Genomic DNA, 23985 nt, shown 5'->3' with positions numbered 1-23985 from the left:
CCGCTATAATCCGCAGGTAGTGTATTCACCACAAGCGCAAAATGTTCACTGTCGATGTGAAGGACTCTCATGATCGAACTCAAGCACCTGCGAACGCTGCAGGCACTGCGAAATACCGGGTCGCTGGCCGCCGCTGCCGCTCAGCTCCACCAGACGCAATCGGCGTTATCTCACCAGTTCAGCGATCTGGAGCAGCGCCTTGGCTTTCGCCTGTTTGTGCGAAAAAGCCAGCCGCTGCGCTTTACGCCACAGGGGGAGATCCTGCTTCAGCTGGCAGAGCAGGTATTGCCGCAGATCCAGCACGCGCTTCAGGCATGCCACGAGCCGCATCAGACCACGCTGCGCATTGCCATTGAGTGTCACAGCTGTATTCAGTGGCTGACGCCCGCGCTGAATAACTTCCGTCAGAGCTGGCCGCAGGTCGTGATGGACTTCAAGTCGGGCGTGACCTTTGATCCACAGCCCGCTTTACAGCAGGGCGAGCTGGATATCGTCCTGACCTCAGATATTCTGCCGCGCAGCGGATTGTTCTATACGCCGATGTTTGATTTTGAGGTACGCCTGGTGCTGGCCCCGGATCACCCACTGGCACAGAAGGATCACATCACGCCGGAGGATCTGGCCAGTGAAGTGCTGATGATCTACCCGGTACAGCGCCAGCGCCTGGATATCTGGCGCCATTTCCTGCAGCCCGCGGGCATCAGCCCGGCGCTGAAAAACGTCGATAATACGCTGCTGCTGATTCAGATGGTTTCCGCGCAGATGGGCATTGCCGCACTGCCGCACTGGGTGGTAGAAAGTTTTGAACACCAGGGGCTGGTGGTGACGAAAACGTTAGGGGACGGCCTGTGGAGCAGGCTGTATGCCGCCGTGCGCGACGGCGAACAGCGCCAGCCAATCGTGGAGGCGTTTATCCGTTCCGCCCGTCAGCACGCCTGCGATCACCTGCCGCTGGTGCGTGACGCTTCACGCCCCGGCACGCCGTTATCCGCGATCAATCCTCTGTAACACCATCGCCAGCCTGCCGCTGGCGGTTTTTCCTGTTTAACTCACGAATTGTCTCTATAATGCGCTCATTGCTATGGTTTCAATGAAAGAGAGTTCCTATGACGAATAATGATGTCCTGCGCAGCGTGCGTTACATGCTGAATTTAAGCGATGCGAAAGTGGTAAGCATTCTGGCGCTGGCAGAGAGCGAAGTAACAGAAGCCGAAGTTGCCAGCTTCCTGAAGAAAGAGGAAGAGCCCGGTTTTCGCGCCTGCCCGGATGTCATCATGGGTTACTTTCTCAACGGTCTGATTTTCGAGCGTCGCGGCAAAAGCGAAGATGCCCCGGCGCCCTCTATCGAACGCAAGATGACCAACAACATCATGATGAAAAAGCTGCGCGTGGCATTCGACCTGAAAACTACCGACATTATTGAGCTGCTGAAAAGCACCGATTTTGCGGTAGGTCAGTCAGAGATCGGCGCGATCTTCCGTAAACCGGGGCATAAAAACTACCGCGAATGTGGCGATCAGATCCTGCGTAACTTCCTCAAAGGCCTGACGATGAAAATTCGCCCGGCCAAACCTAAAGCGCAGGCTTAACGCCTGATGCGATTAACGCCCGACTGCGTTAATCGCATTTATCTTCCCTTCGCCATATCTTCCATTTAGAACATAACCACTCACCAAACGAACACCGCAGCATCCCCTCTCGCTCAAAACGTGATAGTCATCACGCTTTATCGTTTCATTGCGAAAATATTTCATCATTTTGTGATGCACATATAGCCACTTTGTCATAAAAGTGTAACATCTGCGCCCTTCTTCACAGTCCTTTGTGCTGATAACCACTAGGCTGTGCGCGAAATGGAACATTTAACCCTGCACTGGCCGGATTTTGTTCCTTTTGCTGTACATCCATCAGGGTGTCAGTTTTATAAGCCACGGGAGGCCGTTTACATGCTAAGTATTTTCAAACCTGCTGCACATCAACCGCGTGTCGATGACAGCCGCGTCGATCCGCTGTACCGCAAACTGCGCTGGCAGATCTTTCTGGGTATTTTCTTTGGCTACGCCGCCTACTATCTGGTGCGAAAGAATTTCGCACTGGCAATGCCTTACCTGGTTGAGCAGGGCTTTTCGCGCGGCGACCTCGGCTTTGCCCTGTCCGGGATCTCCATTGCTTACGGCTTCTCCAAATTTATTATGGGTTCGGTATCGGACCGCTCAAACCCGCGCGTATTTCTGCCTGCTGGCTTGATCCTGGCCGCGGTGGTGATGCTGTTTATGGGCTTCGTGCCGTGGGCGACGTCGAGCATTATGGTGATGTTCGTGCTGCTGTTCCTGTGCGGCTGGTTCCAGGGAATGGGCTGGCCACCGTGCGGACGCACCATGGTGCACTGGTGGTCGCAAAAAGAGCGCGGCGGTATCGTGTCGGTGTGGAACTGCGCGCACAACGTTGGCGGCGGGATCCCTCCACTGCTGTTCCTGCTGGGGATGGCGTGGTTTAACGACTGGAAAGCCGCACTGTATATGCCTGCCTTCGGCGCCATTCTTATCGCCATCTTTGCCTTTGCTTTAATGCGTGACACCCCTCAGTCATGCGGCCTGCCGCCGATTGAAGAGTATAAGAACGACTATCCGCCGGACTATGATGAAAAGCATGAAGAAGAGCTGACGGCGAAACAGATCTTTATGCAGTACATCCTGCCCAACAAGCTGCTGTGGTATATCGCGCTGGCGAACGTGTTCGTCTATCTGCTGCGTTACGGCATCCTCGACTGGTCACCGACCTACCTGAAAGAGGTGAAGCACTTCACGCTGGATAAATCTTCGTGGGCCTACTTCTTCTACGAGTACGCCGGTATTCCAGGGACGCTGCTGTGCGGCTGGATGTCGGATAAAGTCTTCAAGGGCAATCGCGGTGCCACCGGCGTGTTCTTTATGGTACTGGTGACGATTGCCACCGTGGTGTACTGGATGAACCCGGCCGGCAATCCGGGCGTTGATATGGCGTGTATGACGATTATCGGCTTCCTGATCTACGGCCCGGTGATGCTGATTGGACTGCATGCGCTGGAGCTGGCACCGAAGAAAGCGGCAGGGACGGCGGCCGGATTCACCGGGCTGTTTGGCTACCTCGGCGGCTCCGTCGCGGCCAGCGCCATCGTCGGTTACACCGTGGACTTCTTCGGCTGGGACGGCGGCTTTATGGTGATGATCGGCGGCTGCGTACTGGCAGTGATCCTGCTGTTTATGACCATGGTAAGTGAGAACAAACACAAGCAGGCACTGAAAACTCGCTGAAAGGAGACGCCATTATGTTGAAAAACGTTATCGCAACTTTACTGCTTTCGACCTCTCTCGCGGCTACTGCCGCGAGTACCGCACCCATCGTGATTGCCCATCGCGGGGCCAGCGGGTATCTGCCGGAACATTCGCTGCCGGCGAAGGCGATGGCCTACGCCCAGGGTGCCGATTATCTTGAGCAGGATCTGGTGATGACCAAAGACGATCGTCTGGTGGTGCTGCATGACCACTACCTCGATCGCGTCACCGATGTTGCCACGCGCTTCCCACAGCGTGCCCGTCCCGACGGGCGCTATTACGCCATCGACTTTACGCTGGCCGAGATCAAAAGCCTCAAATTCAGCGAAGGGTTTGAGATTGAGAACGGCAAAAAAGTGCAGACCTTCCCCGGTCGTTTCCCGATGGGAAAATCGGACTTCCGCGTGCACACCTTCGAGGAGGAGCTGGAGTTTATCCAGGGTCTGAACCACTCCACCGGCAAGAACATCGGTATCTATACCGAAATCAAAGCACCGTGGTTCCACCGTAAGGAGGGCAAAGACATCTCGGCGAAGGTGCTGGATGTGCTGAAGCAATACGGTTACAGCGGCAAGGACGATAAGGTTTATCTGCAGTGCTTTGACTATAACGAAGTGAAGCGCATCAAAACTGAGCTGGAGCCGCAGCGCGCGATGAACCTCAAGCTGGTGCAGCTGATTGCCTATACCAAATGGGATGAAACCCAGGAGCAGCAGAACGGCAAGTGGGTTAACTACAGCTACGACTGGATGTTTAAACCGGGCGCGATGAAGACGATTGCGCAGTATGCCGACGGTATCGGGCCGGATTACCACATGCTGATAGCGGACGGATCGCAGCGCGGCGACGTGCGCTTCACCGACATGGTCAAAGAAGCACATCTGAATAAGATGGTGGTGCACCCTTAAACCGTGCGCGCCGATCAGCTGCCGCCGTATGTCAGTGATGTCGACCAGCTGTATGACCTGCTCTATCACAAGGCCGGCGTCGACGGGCTGTTTACCGACTTCCCGGATAAAGCGGTGCATTTTTTAGGACGATAAAACGTAGGGGTCAGGCATGCCTGACCCGTTTTAAAAGCTTAGACGTCAAACAGCTCGCGCAGATACTTCGGCACCGCCAGATCGGCATTTGAACCAATCACTTCCAGCTCCGGCAAAATATCCTTCAGGCGCTGATGCGAGTTGCTCATCACGCAGCCCTTACCCGCCATGCTCAGCATCTCTTTATCGTTCATGCCGTCACCAAAGGCGATGCACTCCTGCAGCGAATAGCCGAGCGATTTTGCGACGGCATCCAGCGCGTGCCCTTTCGACACGCCGCCCGCCATCACTTCCAGACAGGTCGGCAGCGAGAAGCTGACATTTACCCGGTCGCCCCAGCGCGCCATCAGCGCCTGCTCCAGCGGCACCAGCAGCTCAGGGATCGCGCAGGTAAAGAACACCTTGCTGATACCGTCGGTCTGCAGCTGGCCCGGCTGAAAAATCTGGTAGTTAAAGTCTGATTCGCGGAAGAAATCCACCTCTTCCGGACGATGGCGGTTAAGGAACCACTCTTCATCGCGATAGACGTTGGTGTAGATATCCGGGTTGGCGTGCTGCATGGCAAACAGCTCCTGCGCGATATCTTCATCCAGATTATGGCTGAACACCAGCTCACCGGCGGTGTTGTGCACGCGCGCGCCGTTTGAGGTGATCATGTCAGCGTCGATGCCGAGGCTGTCGCGCATCTGCGCCACATCAATGTAGTGACGACCGGTGGCGAAGACAAAGTGCACGCCTTTACGCGTCAGCAGCTGTAGCGTTTCGCGTGCAAAAGGAGAAAGGGTGTGATCCGGTGACAGCAGCGTGCCATCCAGGTCTGAAGCAACAATATGGAACATAAATCCTCTGGTTAACATTTTCTGGCGGAACTCCCCGCCGGTCACTGAATACTGGCCACTTACGGGTGGCGTGCAAAGAAGGTGAGGATCGCCTCCAGCGCTTCGGCACGCATGCGGTCGCTCTCAAACAGGATCTCGTGCCGGGCACCGTCAATCACCCACGGCTTGCCGCCGGCACAGGGCTGGCCTGCCGCCACCATCGTCTGACAGAACAGATCCTGAGCGCGGTTGTCCACCACCTTATCCTCTGACGCCTGCAGCAGCAGCAGCGGCGTGGCAATCTGCGCGGCCTGACTGAGGATGCTCTGCCCGGCGCGCACGCCTTCACGCACCCAGTGATAAGTTGGTCCGCCGACGCGCAGCCCCGGGTCGTCAGCGTAGAAGCGCAGATTACGGCGATAGCGTTCGCGGCTGTGCGTCAGCTCGTTGATGGCAAAGGGGCGCGCATGCCATTTTCCGGTGCCGAGCGCATAGCCATCGCGCACCGCCGGGCGTTTCTCCGCCCAGTTAAGGATCTGATGCGCCATCCACAGCGGCATCGGCAGATAGATGCCGAACATCGGCGATGCCAGCGCCACCGCGTCGAAGGCTGCTGGCTGACGCGCCAGCATCAGTGCGAGGATCGCCCCGCCCATCGAGTGGGCCAGTGCGTAGCGGTGACGATAGTGGCGTGCGACGATCTCTTTCAGGTACAGGGTTTCCAGATCGTCGACGTAATCTTCAAATTCCACCACGTGGCCGCGATGTGAATCAGCAAGAAGTCGACCGGAGCGCCCCTGGCCTCGATGGTCGATAATCACCACGTCGTACCCACTGTGGAACAGGTCGTAGGCCAACTCGGGATATTTCACATAGCTTTCAATCCTGCCGGGACACAGCAAAATAACTTTATCGTGTTGCGGGGAGATGAAGCGGACATAGCGAATAGGCACATTTTCCACGCCGGCAAACTCACCCTCTTCACGCTGCTTCCAGAAATCCAGCAGCGGGCCGGTGGCAAAAGCGGCGAAGGCTCTCTCCCGCGTCAGCCAGCTGTTTTTAAGATGTTCCATCGGGCGTTTCCCAGAAGAGACAAACTGCGGGCAGCGGACATTGTTACCCATAGCGCAACATTCAACAATGTCGTATTGTGTCACAATTGAGCGTTTTCAGGGAGCTTTACCCCATGACCATCGAATGGTGGCTGACCTATTTATTAACAACCAGCATCTTAAGCCTGTCGCCCGGTTCCGGGGCGATTAACACCATGAGTACCGGCATCAGCCACGGCTATCGCGGTGCATTGGCCTCCATTGCCGGGCTGCAGGTCGGGCTTTCGCTGCATATCGTGCTGGTCGGCGTCGGGCTGGGCGCGCTGTTTTCTCAGTCAGTGCTGGCGTTTGAAGTTCTTAAGTGGGCGGGTGCCGCCTATCTGGTGTGGCTGGGCATTCAGCAGTGGCGCTCATCCGGCGCGATTGATCTCAGCGCGGTGGCGAAGGCGATGCCACGCCGCAAGCTGTTTCGCCGCGCCGTGCTGGTCAATCTGACCAACCCGAAGAGCATCATATTCCTCGCCGCGCTGTTCCCGCAGTTCATTATTCCGCATCAGCCCCAGGCGATGCAGTATCTGGTGCTCGGCGTCACCACGGTGGTGGTCGATATCATTGTGATGATTGGCTACGCCACGCTGGCGACGCGCATTGCGGTGTGGATTAAAGGCCCGCATCAGATGAAGTTGTTGAACCGGACCTTTGGCGGATTGTTTATCGCGGTGGGTGCACTGCTGGCTTCGGCGCGCAGAATAGCGTAACCAACAGGGTCGGGCATGCCCGCCCCTACGGATTACTCCACATCGTCGCCGTCGACGTGCTCTTTGATCATCACCAGGAACGGCTTGCCAAAACGTTCCAGCTTCTTGTGACCGACCCCGTTCACGCTCAGCATCTCTGAGGCGGTAATCGGCATCTGCTCCGCCATTTCAATCAGCGTCGCATCGTTAAACACCACGTATGGCGGCACGTTCGCTTCATCCGCAATCGCTTTACGCAGCTTGCGCAGTTTGGCAAACAGCTTGCGGTCGTAGTTGCCGCCGAACGACTTCTGGCTGCTGCTGCGCGGCTTGATGCTGACCAGGCGCGGCACCGCCAGCTGGAGCGGCGCTTCCCCGCGCAGAATTGGCCTGGCGGCTTCGGTCAGCTGCAGCGCCGAGTGCATCGCAATGTTCTGCGTCACCAGACCGAGGTGAATGAGCTGGCGCAGCACGCTGGTCCAGTGCTCGTGCGTCTGCTCGCGGCCAATGCCATAGACTGGCAATTTATCATGCTGCATATCGCGGATGCGCTGGTTGTTGGCCCCGCGCAGGATCTCGACGATATAGCCCATCCCGAAACGCTGACCCACGCGGTAAATGCAGGACAGCGCTTTCTGTGCCTCCACCAGTCCGTCGTAGCGGCGCGGCGGATCGAGGCAGATATCACAGTTGTCGCACGCCTGCTGACGGCCTTCGCCGAAGTAGTTCAGCAGCACTAGGCGGCGGCAGGTTTGCGCTTCGGCAAACGCGCCCATCGCATTCAGCTTATGGCGCTCGATATCCTGCAGCGGGCCTGGCGCTTTCTCTTCCAGGCACTTACGTAACCAGGCCATATCGGCCGGATCGTACAGCAGCAGCGCTTCAGCAGGCAGACCGTCACGCCCGGCGCGGCCGGTTTCCTGATAGTAGGATTCAATATTACGCGGGATATCAAAGTGCACCACGAAGCGCACGTTGGGTTTGTTGATGCCCATGCCGAATGCGACGGTCGCCACCACGATTTGCAGATCGTCGCGCTGAAACGCTTCCTGCACGTGCGCACGGTGAGCGTTATCCATTCCGGCATGATAAGCCCCGACGCTGAGCCCACGGCTTTGCAGTCGGGCTGCGGTGTCTTCCACTTTTGCCCGGCTGTTACAGTAAATAATGCCGCACTTACCGCGCTGATCCTGCACATAGCGCAGCAGCTGTTCGGTTGGTTTGAATTTTTCCACCAGCGTGTAGCGGATATTGGGGCGGTCAAAGCTACTGATCTGGATCAGCGGATCGTCAAGCTGTAACAGGCGGGCAATATCGTTACGCGTGGTTTCATCGGCGGTCGCGGTCAGCGCCATCACCGGCACATCCGGCAGGCGCTGGCGCAGCTGGCCTAAAGCGCCATACTCCGGACGGAAATCGTGGCCCCACTGGGAGATACAGTGAGCTTCATCGACCGCCAGCATGGCCGGATTGCAGTGCGTCAGCTGGTCGAGGAAGTTGTCCATCATCAGACGTTCAGGCGCAATGTACAGCAGGCGGATGCGGCCAGTACGACAGCCCGCCATCACTTCCTGCTGCTCTTCACGGTTCTGCGTCGAGTTGAGGCAGGCTGCCGCCACGCCGTTTGCCAGCAGCTGGTCCACCTGGTCTTTCATCAGCGAGATCAACGGCGACACCACCAGCGTCAGCCCTTCGCGCACCAGCGCCGGGATCTGATAACAGAGTGATTTTCCGCCGCCGGTCGGCATGACTACCAGACAGTCGCGGCCGTTAAGCGATTCCTGAATGATAGTTTGTTGCCCCGGACGAAACTGCTGGTAGCCGAAGGTATCGCGTAATACCTGCTCTGCCAGCGTTTCTTTATTGATGACTGCTGCCGTAGACACATTGTCCCCAAAATCTGAAGTGACTGAATTTTTAACCGGGCGGCAGTGCCTGCCCGGTAAGCGGCGACCTTAGAAGAGGTCGTTGAGCGTCACGCCGACACCGACGCGCGTTTGACGATGATTGTAATCGATCAGGGATTCACCATAACCGCTATACACCTGCGTGTAAAAACGCACATGCTCAGTCATTGGGTAGCTCCAGCCCAGTTCAGCGCCGCCGTAGCCGCTGTTCCAGTTATACTGGCTCTTCACGCTGAAGATGCTCTCGCCCCACTGATATCCCACCGTCAGGCGATAATACCCCATGTACTTAGTGATATCCGGGTTATCGTCATTATTTTCATTTTCTGGAATACGGTACCAGGGTTTCACTTCCACCAGCCAGTTGCCGTTTTCCGCCATCAGACGCGCATAGACGCGGTTCCAGCTGCGCGAGGTTGGGTCGGAGCGGCCGTTGGACTGATGGTTCACACCGGTTTCCACATCGCGCAGCGTCCAGCCGCCCAGGCTGTAGTCTGTTGCCCAGCCGAGGAAGACCTGTGGCTCGTAGTCAGTTTCGCGGAACGGCGAAGAGGCGCTGCGGTTAGAGAGCTGCCACCAGGATTTCTGAGTATAGGATGCGCCAAGCACCGAGTTTTCACCGAGAATGCCGCGCCACAGCGGGAATGCGAGGCTCAGCTGAAACTTCACTTCATCGTGTTTCGTTTTGTCCCAGTTATAAGACTCGATCGCTTCCTTATTAATGTTGCTGGTATCGGTATACAGCAGATAGTTGCTTTCATAAGGCAACAGGACAAACGGGTTGTCGTGTTTCTCCAGCATGTTGGCAATAATACTGCCCTTCACCGCAGGACGGTCATGAATCACTTTAACCGTGGCTTCCTGAGCCAGCACTAATGTAGGAAACAGAATTGCTGACGCCAGCAATCCTTTCAGCAGAGCCATAGGGTTCTCCCAGAGAGGCGAATGATTGAATAAAAAGCACGCCATTCTACACAGAAAAATCATGAGGGATTAGTGCTCATTTTCGAAAGTGGAAAGCACTAACAACGAAGCATAATATACACACTCCGTTAACCTGACTTTCACTCAGCACGCATCACAGGAAAAGCCGATAATGTCAGCAGTACCTATGGATCAGGCTGCCGCCCGCCGCCTGATCGGTGAAATTTTTGTCTACCACATGCCCTTCAATCGCGCCCTGGGGCTGGAACTTGACCGGCTGGAGTCCGATTACGCCGAGCTTAGCCTGGCCAACCAGACGATGCTGGTCGGCAACTCCGCGCAGAAGATCCTGCACGGCGGGGTGATTGCATCGGTGCTGGATGTCGCCGCCGGGCTGGTGTGCGTCACCAGCGCGCTGACCCGCCAGGAGAGTATTACCGAAGAGGAGCTGCGCCAGCGATTATCGCGCATGGGCACCATCGATTTACGGGTGGATTACCTGCGTCCGGGGCGCGGTGAGCGCTTTATCGCCAGCAGCAGCCTGCTGCGCGGCGGTAATAAAGTGTCGGTGGCGCGCGTCGAACTGCATAACGATGCGGGCCTGCATATCGCCAGCGCCACGGCCACCTATATGATTGGCTGAGTCAGCTGCGCGCATAGCGCGAGAGAAAACGTGCCAGCGCCGGGCCGGTGAACAGAATGGTAAACAGGCGCAGCGTCTGCATCGCCATCACAAACGCCATATCCACCCGGCTGCCGGCCGCAATGATCGCCACGGTATCCAACCCGCCGGGGCTGGTTGCCAGATAGGCCGTGAGCATATCGACATGCAGCGTTTTGGTCAGCATCCATGCCATCGCGCCACACAGCAGCATCAGACCAATTATCGATATCACCATCTGCGGCAGCGTGCGCAACGCCAGCAGGAATACCGGGCGGGTAAAACGCAGCCCGACGGTCCAGCCAATCAGCGCATAGGCCAGCGCCAGCAGCCACTCCGGCACCTGCAAACTCAGCGTTCCACTGGAGTGCAATGTCGCGCCAATAATCGCCGGGAGCAGCAGTGCGCCGGAAGGGATGCGAAACTTTTGCCCGAGAAATGCGCCCAGCAGCATCACGCCAATCGTGGCGGCAAACGGCGAGCCAAGTGCGGGAAACCAGTCAGTATCGGCCGCATGTGCGCTGTCGCCTAAGCCGATACGCGCCACAATGGCGGCAGCGGTAGCGACAAACAGTACCCGCAGATACTGCATAAATGCCACCAGCCGGGTATCAGCCCCAAAGTCCCCTGCCATCGCCACCATGGCGGATGCCCCGCCAGGGGAGGATCCCCACGCCCCGGTCGGCCCCGGCAGGCTACTAAAGCGCACCAGTAAAAACCCGGAGAGCGCACTGGCCGCCAGCGTCAGGATCAATACCGCCAGCACTATCGGCCAGTCGGCAATCAGCGGTTGCAGGATAGATGGCGACAGGCTCTGAGCGATCATGCAGCCCAGTACCGCCTGGCACAGCACGAAAATACGTTTATCAATGCGGATGGTTGCACCACATAGCCCCATTACCACGCCGACAATCATCGGGCCAAGCAGCAGCGCCGCCGGTACGTGAAAAGTCTGGAGTATAAAACCGAGTAACAGCGAGACGCCAAGCAGAATCGCCCACTGCCCGTGCAGGGAAATGCGTTCCATAGAGTAAAACTTTATCTATTGAAAGAAGAGGTTAAAGAGTACGCGTTACCGCCGGGATGCGCCAGCCCAGGACCCGTCTTGTATTCATCGTCCCGCCGCATCAACCATCCCTAACCGTGGCAAAATGCCGCGTCTGATGAGAAACCTCGTCAGCCTTAACCTCAGCGCGAGGCTAATGAGCTGAGTCGTGCTGCTATTTACTGATAATGAGTTAACAAGGAAGAAAGGACATGTTGAAAAGAATTATGGTGATGCTCACCCTGATAGGCGCATCGGCAACCGCAGTATCGGCCGACAGCGACCCGCTGATGCAGGTTGATTACTCAAAGTTTCGTCTCAGCTTTAACGAAATGTACCTTATTGCTAACCCTAACCTTCTTCAGCACCGCACCTTCTATGACAAGCCCTCTGTCGGACCGGATGCAGCGTGGTTTGATGCGGTGAAGCAGGGGAATCTGGCCGAGATTAAAAAACGGGTCGAAGCGGGTCAGAATCTTGAAGCTAAAGACGAGGCATCACAGGGGCAAACCGCGTTGGGCTGGGCGGCCTTCATTGGTTATAGCGACATTGTTCACTATTTAGTGGATAAAGGGGCCGATATTCGCGCCACTGACCGCGCCGATGTGTACAACGCGTTGAAGTCTGCCGTGATGGGGGGCCACGTCGAAGTGATTAGCTATCTCTACGAGAAGTTAAAAAAAGAGACCGACTGGAATGCGCGTGAATCAGACGGGGAGACATTATTCCTCGTCGGCGCTGTGGATGGCCGCTACGACTTTGTAAAATGGGCGCTGCAGTTCAAACCCGATTTGAATGTGGTGGTGAAAAACAGCACTACCGGTAATGAAACCAGCTCGCTGAGCGTGGCCTGTGAGAAAGGTTTTTATGATGTGGCACAGCTGCTCATCAGCAACGGTGCAGTTAACAATAAAACCGGTCGTTCAAGCTGCCAGTAATTGTCTACGTAAGCAAACCCCGCTGAACGCGGGGTTTTTACTCTTATCTTACAGCCAGTTTTTACGCTTAAAGTAGGCGTAAGGTGCCAGCCCCGCCAGGATCATCAGGGTAATCGCCCCTGGATAGCCAAAGCTCCACTTCAGCTCCGGCATAAATTCAAAGTTCATCCCGTAGCTGGAAGCCACCAGCGTTGGCGGCAGGAATACCACCGAAACCACCGAGAAGATCTTGATAATGCGGTTCTGCTCAATATTGATAAAGCCCATTGCCGCCTGCATCAGGAAGTTGACCTTCTGGAACAGCGACTCGTTGTGCGGCAGCAGGGATTCGATATCGCGCAGGATCTCGCGCGCCTGCTCCAGCTGGTTACCCGGCAGGCGGGCCTTGCGCACCAGGAAGTTAAGCGCGCGCTGGGTATCCATCAGACACAGGCGCACTTTCCAGCCAATATCTTCCAGCTCCGCCAGCGTCGACAGCGCTTCGTCGAAGGCATCACCCTGCTGCCCTTCCATAATCACGCGGCTCAACTTTTCCAGGTCGCTGTAGATATTTTCAATCTCATCCGCCAGCTGTTCGATCTTGGTTTCAAACAGGTCAAGCAGCAGCTCGAAGGCATTGCCGTCGATTAGCGTCTGATTGCGGGCGCGCATGCGGTAGAGACGGAACGCCGGCAGCTCACGCTCGCGCAGCGTGTAGAGTCGCCCTTCGCGGATGGTGAACGCCACGGTGGAGTTACCCGCGTGATCGTCCGCATCCTCATAGAAGAAAAAGGAGTGGATATGCAGGCCATCTTCGTCTTCGAAGAAACGCGCCGAGGCTTCGATATCTTCCAGTTCCGGACGTGTCGCAAGGCTCTGACCCAGTTCGGTCTGCACACGGTCACGCTCGGTTTCTTCGGGTTCAATCAGGTCGACCCAAACGGACCCCGTCAGCTCTTCACTGGCATCAGCATCATCCAGTTCAAGGCGGGTCAGACGGTTTTGATGCAGTTTAAATGCGCTCAGCATAGCTGTACTCCCAATTCGTAACAACAAATGGGACAAAGCGTTGAACACGGGAAACAAGCGTTTCAGTCAGCGAGCAAAACTGACTCAGTGCGACGATATACGGGGGTCGCCAACAACCACGAAGGCTATCGGCAAAGGAGGATAGCCTTAGGAGTTGTACCTGGTGAGCAGGTCAATGAGCCAGTATGTACTGGGTGTGTCCAAGGCGGGTGTCCTCTAAGGGTAATGGTGGGCGCATGTTACGCTGAGACGAAAAAGCCGTCAAGCAGGCCACGCGCCCGTAAAGTATCAGACTGTTTCCAGTTTCGCGTAGGCCGCAACCAGCCACTTTATGCCCTGCCCCTGGAACGCGACCTGCAGACGACTGTGTTCGCCGCTGCCTTCCAGATTGACGATAGTCCCTTCACCAAACTTGGCGTGGCGCACGCGCTGACCAAGGGCAAAGCCACTGTCGTTTTGTGCTACCGGCGTGCCCATGCGCTGATGATTCACCGGGCGGGTAACGCTGGCGCGCAGGCGAACCTCCTCGATGCACTCTTCCGGCAGCTCGCCGATAAAGCGCGACGGACGGTGATACACCTCTTTGCCATACAAACGTCGGGTTTCCGCATAGGTCAGGGTCAGCTTTTGCATGGCACGCGTCACGCCAACGTAGGCCAGACGACGCTCTTCCTCCAGCCGCCCGCCCTCATCCAGCGACATCTGGCTCGGGAACATCCCCTCTTCCATGCCGACGATAAACACCTGCATAAACTCCAGCCCTTTGGCCGAATGGAGGGTCATCAGCTGCACCGCATCCTGCCATTTGTCAGCCTGGCCTTCACCCGCTTCCAGCGCGGCATGGGACAGGAACGCCTGAAGCGGCATTAGATCTTCATCTTCATCCTGATAGGCATACTGGCGCGTGGCGTTTACCAGCTCTTCAAGGTTCTCAATACGCGCCTGGCCCTTCTCACCTTTCTCCTGCTCGTACATGATCCACAGGCCGGAGTCTTTGATTACCCGGTCGGTCTGTACGTGCAGCGGCATCTCAACCGTTTCCTGCGCCAGCGAGTCGACCAGTTCGGTAAAGCGCTGCAGCGCGGAGGCAGCACGCCCGGCCAGCGCTTTCTCCTGCAATAGCGCACGCGTAGCCTGCCACAGCGTCAGCTGGCGCTCGCGCGAAGTCTGGCGCACCACATCCAGCGTGCGGTCGCCAATACCGCGCGTTGGCGTATTCACCACGCGCTCAAATGCCGCGTCATCGTTGCGGTTAGAGATCAGACGCAGATAGGCCAGCGCATCTTTGATCTCCTGCCGTTCGAAGAAGCGCATCCCGCCGTAAATCCGGTAAGGCAGGCTGGTTTGCAGCAGCGCCTCTTCCAGCACGCGCGACTGGGCGTTACTGCGGTAGAGAATGGCACAGTCGTTCAGCGCGCCGCCGTTCTCCATCCACACCTTAATGCGGTTTACCACAAAGCGCGCTTCGTCCAGCTCGTTAAACGCGCAGTAGATGGCGATCGGTTCACCGTCGCTGTCTTCGGTCCACAGCTCTTTACCCAGGCGCCCGTTGTTGTTAGCGATCAGGGTGTTGGCGGCTTTAAGGATGTTGTTGGTCGAGCGGTAGTTCTGCTCAAGACGGATAGTTTCCGCGCCGGGAAAATCGTTGAGGAAACGCTGGATATTTTCCACCTGCGCCCCGCGCCAGCCGTAGATTGACTGGTCATCATCGCCGACGATAATTACTTTGCCGCTGTCGCCCGCCAGCATGCGGATCCAGGCGTACTGGATGTTATTGGTATCCTGGAACTCGTCCACCAGAATATTGGTGAAGCGCTCGCGGTAGTGATTAAGGATATGCGGCTTGTTCAGCCACAGCTCGTGTGCACGCAGCAGCAGCTCGGCGAAGTCCACCAGCCCGGCGCGATCGCAGGCTTCCTGATAGGCCTGGTAGATCCTCAGCCAGGTCTGCTCAATCGGGTTGCCGTAGCTCTCAATATGTTTCGGCCGCAGCCCTTCATCTTTTTTGCCGTTGATGTACCACATCCCCTGGCGGGCCGGCCACTGCTTCTCATCAAGGTTCATCGCCTTGATCAGGCGCTTAAGCAGGCGCAGCTGGTCTTCACTGTCGAGGATCTGAAAATCCTGCGGCAGGTTAGCATCGAGGTGGTGCGCACGCAGCAGGCGGTGCGCCAGGCCGTGGAAGGTCCCGATCCACATGCCGCCCTGACTGGTGCCGATCAGCTGCTCGATGCGGTGGCGCATCTCCGCCGCCGCTTTATTGGTGAAGGTGACGGCCATGATCGAATACGGAGAACAGTTTTCAACCGCCATCAGCCAGGCAATGCGATGCACCAGCACGCGGGTTTTACCACTGCCGGCACCGGCCAGCACCAGCAGGTTGCTGCGCGGGGCGGCTACGGCTTCGCGTTGTTTATCATTCAAGCTGTCGAGCAGGTCAGAAACGTCCATAGGCACCGTCGGAGATCGGGGGCGGCGTCAGGCCACCCACTGGATATTTAACCAGCTTATTATACAAGCGCAGTTAAAGAAGCCAACTGCGAAATTTCCAGCGTGGGAAGCAGGCGGGTATCGTCGATATGCATCAGATTCCCTTCACGCAGGTTAATCCAGCACGCCTGCATCCCGCAGCGAACCGCACCGGCAACATCGGTGGTGAGATCGTCACCGATATGCAGGATCTGCTCAGGACGCAGATTCAGCTTTTCAGCCGCCGTTTGATACATATCCTGATACGGTTTAGCACGCCCGTCCGGACCGGCACGCAGCACAAACTGGAAGTAGTGATCCAGCCCGCACAGATGCGGTTCAGCGTTACCGTTGGTGATCGCCACCAGCGGAATGCGTTTGGCCAGCGCGGTCAGCGTCTGGTGCGTCTCTTCAGGAATGTCGATCTGGCTGCGCCAGTGGGCGAACACGTCCATCACCTCGCGCGAGCCGCTGGCGGCCTGGGTCGCAGCAATACCGACATCCAGCATCGCCTGCTCAACCGCACGGCGGCGCCATTCGCTAACGTCATGATAGATTTCCGGCTCGGCGGCCAGCAGGCGATCGCGCACCTGCTGATACTGTTCAACGCTGTAATCCTTCAGTAAAGGATGATGCGCCTGCAGCGCAGCGTGGGACTCTTTAGTGGTACGACGGATCACCGGTGAGTTGTCATACAGGGTATCGTCGAGATCGAAGGTCATCGCCGCAATCGGGCGCAGTGGTCGGTAAAAGTGCATCAGGATTTTCCTCGTTTCGCACGGGGATGAGCAGCATCGTAAACCGACGCCAGGTGTTGAAAGTCGAGATGAGTATAGATCTGGGTGGTGGTCAGGTTGGCATGACCCAGCAGCTCCTGCACCGCACGCAAATCTCCGCTGGATTCCAGCATATGCGTGGCAAAAGAGTGGCGCAGTTTGTGCGGATGTACGTGGCCCGACAGCCCCTGCTTCACGCCCCATTCGGCAAAGCGCTTCTGTACATTGCGCGCCGAGATACGCCGGCCCTGTTTCGCCAGGAACAGCGCGTTATCTTCGGGTGCAAACAGCTCGCGCAGCGCCAGCCAGTGTTCAAGCCACAGCACCGCCGTGCGGCCAATCGGCAGGCGGCGCTCTTTGCTGCCTTTACCCATCACCCAGACTTCACCCGTCGCGAGGTCGAGATGACCGAGGTCGATACCGACCAGTTCAGACAGACGCAGCCCTGCGCCGTACATCACTTCCAGCATCGCCCTGTCACGCACCGCCAGCGGATCGTTAAGGTCGATCTCCAGCAGGCGATCCACTTCATCGACATCAATATTTTTCGGCAGGTGGCGCGGCGCACGCGGCGTCGCCACCCCTTTCGCCGGGTTCGCTTTAATCACGCCCTGGCTAATCAGCCAGTCAAGAAAACTGCGCAGCGCAGAGAGGCGCAGCGCCAGGCTGGCGGGTTTCAGTCCGCTGCGGCTGCTGCGTGCAGCCAGCGAACGTACCAGCGCGGCATCGAGGCGCGGCCAGTCGCTGACCTTGAGTTCGTCCAGCAGGGCGATCACTGCCGTCAGCTGGCGCTGGTAGTTGATCTGGGTCAGCGGGCTGAGCTGGCGCTCAACCTTCAGGTAACGCAGGAAGCCCTCTACGGCAGGTTGCAGAGGCGATTCGCTGCTCACACGCGCTCAATCCAGCGCGACAGCAGCTGCGGCAGCATTAGCGCCAGGTGCTGGAGCAGGACGGTACCCATCCCGGACTGATAGTGCTGGCTGTCGCGGCTGCTGAAGATCAACACGCCGAGGTCGCCCTCTTCGCCCAGCAGCGACATGGCGACTGAACCGATGGCTTTCGCCTGCGGTAACAGCAGCAGCAGTTCAGGGCCGTTGAGGCTGCCGAGATAGTGATTCTGCTTGCCAAGACGCTGAATGCGCACGGATTCGAAAGCCTGACGCGGCAACGCCAGCTGGGTGAAATCGGATGGCGCACCGATATGCCATTTCTCGCTGAACAGGCGGATGTTCGCCCCGGCCAGCCCAAATTCACGCGCCCAGCGGTGCAGACGATTCAGCATCTCATGCAGGCTCGGGGCCGAAGCCAACTGCGCCTGCAGCGCAAACAGCCGATCGAACAGCTGCTGGTTGGCGCTCGCCTGCTCCATCAGCAGCGTAATCTCTTCTTCCAGCTGCTGGATATGGTTGCGCTGGCGCGCCAGCTGCCACTCGACCAGCGACACGGTGCCGCGGACCGGGTGCGGTACCAGCATCTGTTCAACCTGGCGCGCATTGCGAATAAAGAAGTCTGGATTTTGCAGCAGAAAATCGCTGACGGCGCGATCGTCCAGCAGAAGTTCGCTCTCTTCCTGCTGTGGCTCCCCGACATATTTCATAGATGAATAAACCCGTCGTAAACGTGAGTGGCTGGCCCGGTCATGTACAGCGGATGCCCCGGACCTTTCCAGGCGATGTGCAACGTGCCGCCAGGCAGGTCGACCCGCACTTTATCGCTCAGCAGCGCCTGCTGAATTCCCACCGCCACCGCCGCACAGGCGCCGCTGCCGCAGGCCTGGGTTTCTCCCGCGCCGCGTTCATAGACGCGCAGGCGAATGTGTTCACGGCTGACCACTTCCATAAAGCCGACGTTAACGCGCTCCGGGAAGCGCTCGTGGCTTTCCAGCACCGGTCCGAGGACCTCGACCGTGGCGGTCTGAATGCTTTCAACCTGCAGCACGCAGTGAGGATTACCCATCGACACTACGCCGCACATCACCGTTTGCTCAGCGGCGCGCATCAGATAGATTGATTCAGCTTTGTTGGCGCGGAACGGCACCTGCTGCGGCTCAAAATTCGGCTCGCCCATATTCACGCACACCAGTTCATCCTGGTTGACGCTCAGCACCATGCGGCCATTTTGCGTACTGACGCGAATATCGCTTTTATTGGTCAGCCCTTTCAGGCGCACAAAGCGGGCAAAACAGCGGGCGCCATTGCCGCACTGCGCTACTTCACTGCCGTCGGCGTTGAAGATACGGTAGTGAAAATCGAGATCGGGATCGTAAGGCGGTTCGACGATCAGCAACTGATCAAAGCCGATCCCCAGATGACGATCGGCCAGGCGGCGGATCAGCTCTGGAGAGAAATAGACGTTTTGCGTGACGGCATCCACAACCATAAAGTCGTTGCCAAGGCCGTGCATTTTTGAGAACTGCATTTTCTGCTCCGCCGGGTGCGTCATGGGTTACTGAGCCGGTTGCACACTCGTCCCGCCGCTTGCAGGCGTTTGCCCGGTATCGGTGGATGGCGTCGTTGATGGCGTGGTTTGGACCGGTTGGGTCACCTGTGACTTCGGCTGCTCATCCTTTGGGAAATAGAGCGGCCCTTTTAGCCCGCATCCCGCCAGGCTGACGACAGTCAGTAACAGTGCCAGCTGGCAAATCGTTTTCTTCATTCTTTTCTGCTCGTGAAAGATACCTAATGCTGTCTATCATCGCAGCTGAAGTTCGAAAAGCAACAGGAAAAGCGAATCGCGCAGCAGAAGCCGCCGTGACGCTATTAATGCATCTGATAGCGCTGGGCGTAATCTTCGCTGGAGCCGCTTTCCGGTAGCGTGGCGCACAGCTGGGTCAGAGTCTGACTGCGAAACGGGATCACCTGGAAGCGATCGTCAAGCGGCACAATCTGGTAGAACTGCGGCAGATTGAAGTTAATAAAGCTGGAACCGTAGGTGAAGCGATCGTGTGAAGAGGAGTAGAAGCGGCTGACGTCGCGCACCAGCTCCTCTTTACTGCCTTCGCAATGGTGATAAACCTCAACGCGGTTAGTTTCGTCGAGGATATAGATATTGAAGCCGCGATCGTCGCGCGTGTCTTCAAAGAAGAACTGGATAATCCCTTCGCTGGCGTAGCCGTTCACCACTGCCGGTAAGCGCGCCTGGTCAGTTTCCACCTTCAGCGACAGGCCGTGCAGCTTGTTATTGGAGATAGCACCGTAGAACTCCACGGCATTTTCCAGCTTCTGTACTGACACGCTGAGGCGCTCAAAGAACAGCCCCCACGTCTGGCCCGCCACGCGCAGCGCTTTAAAACGGCCCGGCTCATGGCGGGTACTGGAGAGACGCAGCTCAACACACTCGGACACCAGCTGCTGCACGCGGGTACGGATCAGTCCGCGCAGATGCTGGCTGTAGCAGAACACCTCAACATTGTCCGGCGGTGAGGCGTCCTGATGCATTTTGCCGAGGATGGTTTTCAGCGCTTCGATCATCGACTGCTCGCCGTTGAAATGCAGGGTACGCACTTCATTCCACGAGTTGCGGTACAGAAGATCGATGCTGCCAATCAGGCACTGCTGCTGCTGGCCAAAGCTGAACACGTCCAGCTTGCGGAAATCAAAGTGAACCACCTGATTGCGGAACGCGGCCGTCGGGTCATATTCGAGATTGACGATAATGGCCAGATGGCGAATTTCGCAGGGGCTGTAGAGCGCTTTGGGCGTCGGAGAAGGCAGGCGCAGCGGGAAATGGTGTGACACATCGGCCACCAGCTCCTGCAGACGCGCCAGGTCGCAAATCTCATTGCCTTTAATATGCAGCCTTGTTTTGCTGGTCAGCAATCCGTTGAACCATGCCCACGCCACCAGCTTATTGAGATAGCGGTTATATTCCAGCGGCTGATGGCTGATGATCGAGCTCATATCCGGCGACTGGTTGTACAGATACCAGCCTGCACGATTGGCGCGGCCGTTAGGCACGTGAATAAAGGTCAGGTGCTGCTCAGAGAGATCCGGGGAGATCTGCGGGTTCAGTAGCGTGACTTTCCCCGGCAGCGCTTCGAACGCGGCATACAGTTTACGCGTCAGTACGCCAATATCCTGCGGGCTGGCACTCACGCTTAAATTGTTGCGCCGCGCAAAGCGGATCAGGTTGCGATAGCTCTGCATCATCGCGTCTAACAGCTCGTTGTGCGCTTCGCGTACCTGGCCGATTTTCCAGTCGGCTCGGCTGTCGAGCATCGCCAGACGTGCGCTGTCCCAGCCCCACTCTTTTACCTGCTGGCTGAGGATCTCGCGGCGCCAGCCGGCATCCTCTGTCGCGAGTGAGAGCTTCTCACACACTTTCAGATAGAAACAGCGGCGCACCAGATCAAGGCGTGCGTGGTCGTCAATGCTGGTCAGATAGTGCGTTACCCGCTCCAGCATCATGCAGTAAGGATCCAGCCCGTAGCAGACGATTTCTCCATCGTGCAGGCGCTGTTTGATATCCATTGCCAGCAGGCGGGTGGCCGGATATTCCCATGAATAGGCTTCCAGCAGCAGGGTTTTCAACACGGCTTTGTACGGCGAGTCGATACTTTTATACAGCTGCCACAGGCTGGCGCCGAAATACTCTTCCGCCGACAGCGTGCCAAGCCCACCGAGGTCGAGCCACTCGTTGGGCGTCAGAACCCCCTGCTGATACAGCGACATCACGTAGTCGTCGTAATGCTCTTCCTCTTCACGCGGCACCATATTCCACAGAATACGTTTGCCCGCCATACGCACGGCGGTGCGATAGAACTCATCAAGCAGCAGAATGTGCTGGGTTGAACCACAGTCTTCTCCACCCAGGTTACCGCTCTCATTATGACGGAAACGGTTTTCATCAATCAGGAAGAAGCTGGCTTCCACCCCCATTGAGGCGCACCACTTCTGCAGCAGGGTGCATTTTTTTTGCAGGCTGAGGCGCTCGTCATTGTCCAGCCACGACTGATGGCAGACCCAGATATCGAGGTCAGAAGTGTAGTTTTGGCCGATAGAGGAGGTGCTGCCCATGGAGTAAACACCGGTAATCGGCATTTCACCCGCGGCGGGAATGGCGGCAAGAGATCCGGATTTATCTTCCAAATCATTAAGATAGCTAATCTGGCTTTCATCAGGCGAGTAGAAGCTGATGCCATGTGGAACGTTACCTTCAAGGTAACCCGGCATCAGCGGATGATGACAATGTAATAAGGTCGGCAGCAGACTGTAAACCTGTTGGAATGCAGGTCCCATAGCGGCCAGTGCGCGGTCAACGCGCAGCTGGTTAATGGCATCCAGTCTCTGTTTCAGTGTCTCAATGTAGAGGTACAAGACGTCTCGCCTGATTGTCCCAGTGCTTACACCCTTATGGACTGAAAAGGGTATATAAAAGTTCGGTTTCCGAAATCTGCCGTTTGCTTTAAAAATAGTCGTGCAGAATTTTGCTGGAAACGTGATCAATCTAACACCTGGCAGATTGACCGTAAAGAAAGTTGCGCTACTTAACAGTTTAGCACATTTTGCGTTCAACCTACTGCAATACGTCCGTGTGCCGCCGTTTAACTGACAGCCTTCCCGGTTCAATGATAGGATAATCAGTGAACGATCAAAACGGTATCAAGCATGTTAGACAAAATTTTAAGAATTGCCACCAGGCAAAGTCCGCTGGCCTTATGGCAGGCGGAGTACGTACAGCAGCGTTTAACCGCCAGCCATCCGGGGCTGCGCGTCGAACTGGTGCCGATGGTCACCAAGGGTGATGTGATCCTTGACACGCCACTGGCGAAGGTGGGCGGCAAGGGTCTGTTCGTCAAAGAGCTGGAACAGGCGATGCTGGAAGGCCGCGCCGATATTGCCGTGCACTCGATGAAAGATGTCCCGGTCGCTTTTCCTGAGGGTTTGGGGCTGGTGACGATCTGTGAACGAGAAGATCCGCACGATGCGTTTGTCTCCCATCATTATGATTCGGTTGACGCGCTGCCGCAGGGCGCCATTGTCGGCACTTCCAGCCTGCGCCGTCAGTGCCAGATCAGCGCACGTCGTCCGGATCTGGTGATCCGCTCGCTGCGGGGTAACGTCGGCACCCGCTTAAGCAAGCTGGATGCCGGAGAGTATGACGCGATTATTTTGGCCGTGGCCGGATTAAAGCGCCTGGGCCTTGGCGATCGCATTCGCCAGATCATGCCCGCTGAGGAGTCGCTTCCTGCCGTTGGCCAGGGCGCGGTGGGCATTGAGTGCCGCCTTGATGACGCTTATACCATCGGGCTACTGGCAGCGCTGAATGATGCAGACACGGCCTGCCGCGTGCTGGCTGAACGTGCGATGAACACCCGGCTGGAAGGTGGCTGTCAGGTGCCTATCGGCAGCTTCGCGCTGCTGGAAGGTGAGCAGCTGTGGCTGCGCGGTCTGGTGGGTTCACCGGACGGCAGTCAAATGGTCAGCGGTGAACGCCGTGGCCCGCGTGCGGATGCCGAGAAAATGGGCATTTCGCTGGCGGAAGAGCTGCTGGATAACGGCGCGCGCGAAATTCTCGCCGAGGTTTATCAGGGAAATCCACCAACATGAGTATCCTGGTAACCCGTCCGTCACCTGCCGCAGATGAGCTGGTCAGCCGTTTGTGCGCACGCGGCCAGGTTGCCTGGGCCTTTCCGCTGATTGAATTTACCCCCGGAACTCAGCTGGACCTTCTACCCGCACGCCTGAGCGCATTGCAGGACGGGGATCTGGTGTTTATTCTCTCACAGCACGCCATTCACTATGCTCAGCCCGCGTTAATGCGCGCCGGAGCAACATGGCCCGCCAGCCTGAACTATTATGCTATAGGCCGCAGCACCGCGCTGGCGCTGCATGCCGTCAGCGGTTACGACGTTGTCTGGCCGCACGAGCAGGAAACCAGTGAAATTCTTATTCAACTCCCGGCGCTGCAGGCGGTCGCTGGCAAGCGGGCGTTGATTCTGCGCGGCAACGGCGGGCGTGAATTACTGGCGGAAACTTTGCTTAACCGTGGCGCTCAGGTAGAGTTTATTGAGTGCTATCAACGGTGTGCAAAGTATTACCACGGCGCGGAGCAGGGCCGGCGCTGGCGCAATCAGGGAATAGACACCCTGGTGGTCACCAGCGGAGAGATGCTGCAACAGCTTTACTCGCTATTCCCCGAGGTCGATCGGGATGAATGGCTTCTGCACTGTCGGCTTGTTGTCGTCAGTGAACGTTTGGCTACCCTGGCCAGGGAACTGGGCTGGGCGAACATCTGTGTCGCCGGGGGTGCCGATAATGACGCGTTACTACGCGCACTTAATATGGGATGAGC

The 23985-nt window shown here is 57.2% G+C and carries 21 protein-coding genes and 1 pseudogene; 9 read left to right on the top strand and 13 right to left on the bottom strand.

Annotated features, from left to right (window positions below; all coding sequences use genetic code 11):
* The first annotated feature begins 69 nt into the window (after positions 1–69).
* The 4 genes and pseudogenes from metR (at position 70) to glpQ (ending at position 4357) form a co-directional block, all read left to right on the top strand.
* Positions 70–1008 carry an HTH-type transcriptional regulator MetR gene (gene metR, locus J2Y91_RS09145; protein WP_048914382.1) on the top strand — a complete coding sequence of 313 codons (939 nt, stop codon included), beginning with the start codon at positions 70–72 and terminating at the stop codon, positions 1006–1008.
* A 98-nt stretch (positions 1009–1106) separates the two neighbouring features.
* The gene (locus J2Y91_RS09140) at positions 1107–1589 is read left to right on the top strand and encodes a YehS family protein (RefSeq protein WP_048914381.1); all 483 of its coding nucleotides are present in this window, start codon (positions 1107–1109) and stop codon (positions 1587–1589) included.
* Between the two features lie 357 nt (positions 1590–1946).
* Positions 1947–3293, top strand: coding sequence for a glycerol-3-phosphate transporter (gene glpT, locus J2Y91_RS09135; protein WP_048914380.1), 1347 nt, complete (start codon positions 1947–1949; stop codon positions 3291–3293).
* 14 nt (positions 3294–3307) lie between these two features.
* Positions 3308–4357 (top strand): annotated as a pseudogene (gene glpQ, locus J2Y91_RS09130) (glycerophosphodiester phosphodiesterase).
* Between the two features lie 38 nt (positions 4358–4395).
* On the opposite strand, the gene yigL reads toward glpQ, so the two are convergent.
* Both yigL and pldB read right to left on the bottom strand, forming a co-directional pair.
* Positions 4396–5196, bottom strand: coding sequence for a sugar/pyridoxal phosphate phosphatase YigL (gene yigL, locus J2Y91_RS09125; protein ID WP_253537930.1), 801 nt, complete (start codon positions 5194–5196; stop codon positions 4396–4398).
* Between the two features lie 59 nt (positions 5197–5255).
* Positions 5256–6248 carry a lysophospholipase L2 gene (pldB, locus tag J2Y91_RS09120; protein ID WP_253537928.1) on the bottom strand — a complete coding sequence of 331 codons (993 nt, stop codon included), beginning with the start codon at positions 6246–6248 and terminating at the stop codon, positions 5256–5258.
* A gap of 113 nt (positions 6249–6361) precedes the next feature.
* Here pldB and rhtB point away from each other — a divergent pair, with 113 nt between their 5' ends.
* Positions 6362–6985, top strand: a complete 624-nt coding sequence (rhtB, locus tag J2Y91_RS09115; protein ID WP_253537926.1) for a homoserine/homoserine lactone efflux protein — start codon at positions 6362–6364, stop codon at positions 6983–6985.
* A gap of 32 nt (positions 6986–7017) precedes the next feature.
* Here the strand turns inward: rhtB and recQ are convergent, their stop codons facing one another.
* Positions 7018–8850, bottom strand: coding sequence for an ATP-dependent DNA helicase RecQ (recQ, locus tag J2Y91_RS09110; RefSeq protein WP_048914373.1), 1833 nt, complete (start codon positions 8848–8850; stop codon positions 7018–7020).
* Between the two features lie 69 nt (positions 8851–8919).
* On the bottom strand, positions 8920–9795 hold the full coding sequence (gene pldA, locus J2Y91_RS09105) for a phospholipase A (protein WP_048914372.1): 876 nt from the start codon (positions 9793–9795) through the stop codon (positions 8920–8922).
* Positions 9796–9967: 172 nt separating this feature from the next.
* On the opposite strand from pldA, the gene J2Y91_RS09100 reads away from it, so the two are divergent.
* Entirely contained in the window at positions 9968–10438 is a 471-nt protein-coding gene (locus J2Y91_RS09100) for a thioesterase family protein (RefSeq protein WP_099753792.1), read from the top strand.
* A gap of 1 nt (position 10439) precedes the next feature.
* On the opposite strand, the gene J2Y91_RS09095 is transcribed toward J2Y91_RS09100, so the two are convergent.
* Positions 10440–11483, bottom strand: a complete 1044-nt coding sequence (locus J2Y91_RS09095; RefSeq protein ID WP_048914370.1) for an AbrB family transcriptional regulator — start codon at positions 11481–11483, stop codon at positions 10440–10442.
* Positions 11484–11713: 230 nt separating this feature from the next.
* Between J2Y91_RS09095 and J2Y91_RS09090 the strand changes: the two genes are divergently transcribed.
* Positions 11714–12439, top strand: coding sequence for an ankyrin repeat domain-containing protein (locus tag J2Y91_RS09090; RefSeq protein WP_133622251.1), 726 nt, complete (start codon positions 11714–11716; stop codon positions 12437–12439).
* 48 nt (positions 12440–12487) lie between these two features.
* On the opposite strand, the gene corA is transcribed toward J2Y91_RS09090, so the two are convergent.
* The 8 genes from corA to J2Y91_RS09050 all read right to left on the bottom strand — a co-directional run bounded on the left by corA (position 12488) and on the right by J2Y91_RS09050 (position 22007).
* Positions 12488–13447 (bottom strand): magnesium/cobalt transporter CorA, encoded by a 960-nt coding sequence (gene corA / locus J2Y91_RS09085; protein ID WP_048914369.1) that lies wholly within the window; start codon positions 13445–13447, stop codon positions 12488–12490.
* A gap of 288 nt (positions 13448–13735) precedes the next feature.
* Positions 13736–15898 carry a DNA helicase II gene (uvrD, locus tag J2Y91_RS09080; RefSeq protein ID WP_048914368.1) on the bottom strand — a complete coding sequence of 721 codons (2163 nt, stop codon included), beginning with the start codon at positions 15896–15898 and terminating at the stop codon, positions 13736–13738.
* Positions 15899–15957: 59 nt separating this feature from the next.
* Positions 15958–16674 carry a 5-amino-6-(5-phospho-D-ribitylamino)uracil phosphatase YigB gene (yigB, locus tag J2Y91_RS09075; RefSeq protein ID WP_253537924.1) on the bottom strand — a complete coding sequence of 239 codons (717 nt, stop codon included), beginning with the start codon at positions 16672–16674 and terminating at the stop codon, positions 15958–15960.
* A complete protein-coding gene (gene xerC, locus J2Y91_RS09070; protein ID WP_048914366.1) occupies positions 16674–17582 on the bottom strand; it encodes a tyrosine recombinase XerC in 909 nt (302 codons plus the stop codon). Before xerC ends, yigB begins: the two co-directional genes overlap by 1 nt.
* Complete coding sequence (locus tag J2Y91_RS09065) at positions 17579–18289, bottom strand: DUF484 domain-containing protein (protein ID WP_048914365.1); 711 nt, start codon at positions 18287–18289, stop codon at positions 17579–17581. The genes xerC and J2Y91_RS09065 overlap by 4 nt, the downstream gene beginning before the upstream one ends.
* The gene (gene dapF / locus J2Y91_RS09060) at positions 18286–19110 is read right to left on the bottom strand and encodes a diaminopimelate epimerase (protein ID WP_048914376.1); all 825 of its coding nucleotides are present in this window, start codon (positions 19108–19110) and stop codon (positions 18286–18288) included. The genes J2Y91_RS09065 and dapF overlap by 4 nt, the downstream gene beginning before the upstream one ends.
* A gap of 27 nt (positions 19111–19137) precedes the next feature.
* Entirely contained in the window at positions 19138–19347 is a 210-nt protein-coding gene (gene lptM / locus J2Y91_RS22985) for an LPS translocon maturation chaperone LptM (protein ID WP_099753797.1), read from the bottom strand.
* Positions 19348–19451: 104 nt separating this feature from the next.
* Positions 19452–22007, bottom strand: coding sequence for a class I adenylate cyclase (locus tag J2Y91_RS09050; protein WP_133622254.1), 2556 nt, complete (start codon positions 22005–22007; stop codon positions 19452–19454).
* Positions 22008–22298: 291 nt separating this feature from the next.
* On the opposite strand from J2Y91_RS09050, the gene hemC reads away from it, so the two are divergent.
* Both hemC and hemD read left to right on the top strand, forming a co-directional pair.
* Positions 22299–23240 (top strand): hydroxymethylbilane synthase, encoded by a 942-nt coding sequence (gene hemC, locus J2Y91_RS09045; protein ID WP_048914363.1) that lies wholly within the window; start codon positions 22299–22301, stop codon positions 23238–23240.
* Positions 23237–23983, top strand: a complete 747-nt coding sequence (hemD, locus tag J2Y91_RS09040) for a uroporphyrinogen-III synthase (protein ID WP_048914362.1) — start codon at positions 23237–23239, stop codon at positions 23981–23983. Before hemC ends, hemD begins: the two co-directional genes overlap by 4 nt.
* The last annotated feature ends 2 nt before the right edge of the window (positions 23984–23985 follow it).

The organism is Erwinia aphidicola, from assembly GCF_024169515.1.
Lineage (GTDB): Bacteria > Pseudomonadota > Gammaproteobacteria > Enterobacterales > Enterobacteriaceae > Erwinia > Erwinia aphidicola.
The sequence above is the reverse complement of the archived record's forward strand: the minus strand, read 5'-3'. Positions and strand labels throughout refer to the sequence as shown.

What these genes read in the sequence shown, in the direction of transcription:
- hemC (WP_048914363.1), top strand. Translation starts at nt 22,299, where the DNA reads ATGTTAGACAAAATTTTAAGAATTGCCACCAGGCAAAGTCCGCTGGCC.
- metR (WP_048914382.1), top strand. Translation starts at nt 70, where the DNA reads ATGATCGAACTCAAGCACCTGCGAACGCTGCAGGCACTGCGAAATACC.
- hemD (WP_048914362.1), top strand. Translation starts at nt 23,237, where the DNA reads ATGAGTATCCTGGTAACCCGTCCGTCACCTGCCGCAGATGAGCTGGTC.
- yigB (WP_253537924.1), bottom strand. Translation starts at nt 16,674, where the DNA reads ATGCACTTTTACCGACCACTGCGCCCGATTGCGGCGATGACCTTCGAT.
- yigL (WP_253537930.1), bottom strand. Translation starts at nt 5,196, where the DNA reads ATGTTCCATATTGTTGCTTCAGACCTGGATGGCACGCTGCTGTCACCG.
- uvrD (WP_048914368.1), bottom strand. Translation starts at nt 15,898, where the DNA reads ATGGACGTTTCTGACCTGCTCGACAGCTTGAATGATAAACAACGCGAA.
- J2Y91_RS09100 (WP_099753792.1), top strand. Translation starts at nt 9,968, where the DNA reads ATGTCAGCAGTACCTATGGATCAGGCTGCCGCCCGCCGCCTGATCGGT.
- lptM (WP_099753797.1), bottom strand. Translation starts at nt 19,347, where the DNA reads ATGAAGAAAACGATTTGCCAGCTGGCACTGTTACTGACTGTCGTCAGC.
- J2Y91_RS09095 (WP_048914370.1), bottom strand. Translation starts at nt 11,483, where the DNA reads ATGGAACGCATTTCCCTGCACGGGCAGTGGGCGATTCTGCTTGGCGTC.
- dapF (WP_048914376.1), bottom strand. Translation starts at nt 19,110, where the DNA reads ATGCAGTTCTCAAAAATGCACGGCCTTGGCAACGACTTTATGGTTGTG.
- J2Y91_RS09065 (WP_048914365.1), bottom strand. Translation starts at nt 18,289, where the DNA reads ATGAAATATGTCGGGGAGCCACAGCAGGAAGAGAGCGAACTTCTGCTG.
- corA (WP_048914369.1), bottom strand. Translation starts at nt 13,447, where the DNA reads ATGCTGAGCGCATTTAAACTGCATCAAAACCGTCTGACCCGCCTTGAA.
- J2Y91_RS09090 (WP_133622251.1), top strand. Translation starts at nt 11,714, where the DNA reads ATGTTGAAAAGAATTATGGTGATGCTCACCCTGATAGGCGCATCGGCA.
- pldA (WP_048914372.1), bottom strand. Translation starts at nt 9,795, where the DNA reads ATGGCTCTGCTGAAAGGATTGCTGGCGTCAGCAATTCTGTTTCCTACA.
- rhtB (WP_253537926.1), top strand. Translation starts at nt 6,362, where the DNA reads ATGACCATCGAATGGTGGCTGACCTATTTATTAACAACCAGCATCTTA.
- J2Y91_RS09140 (WP_048914381.1), top strand. Translation starts at nt 1,107, where the DNA reads ATGACGAATAATGATGTCCTGCGCAGCGTGCGTTACATGCTGAATTTA.
- pldB (WP_253537928.1), bottom strand. Translation starts at nt 6,248, where the DNA reads ATGGAACATCTTAAAAACAGCTGGCTGACGCGGGAGAGAGCCTTCGCC.
- glpT (WP_048914380.1), top strand. Translation starts at nt 1,947, where the DNA reads ATGCTAAGTATTTTCAAACCTGCTGCACATCAACCGCGTGTCGATGAC.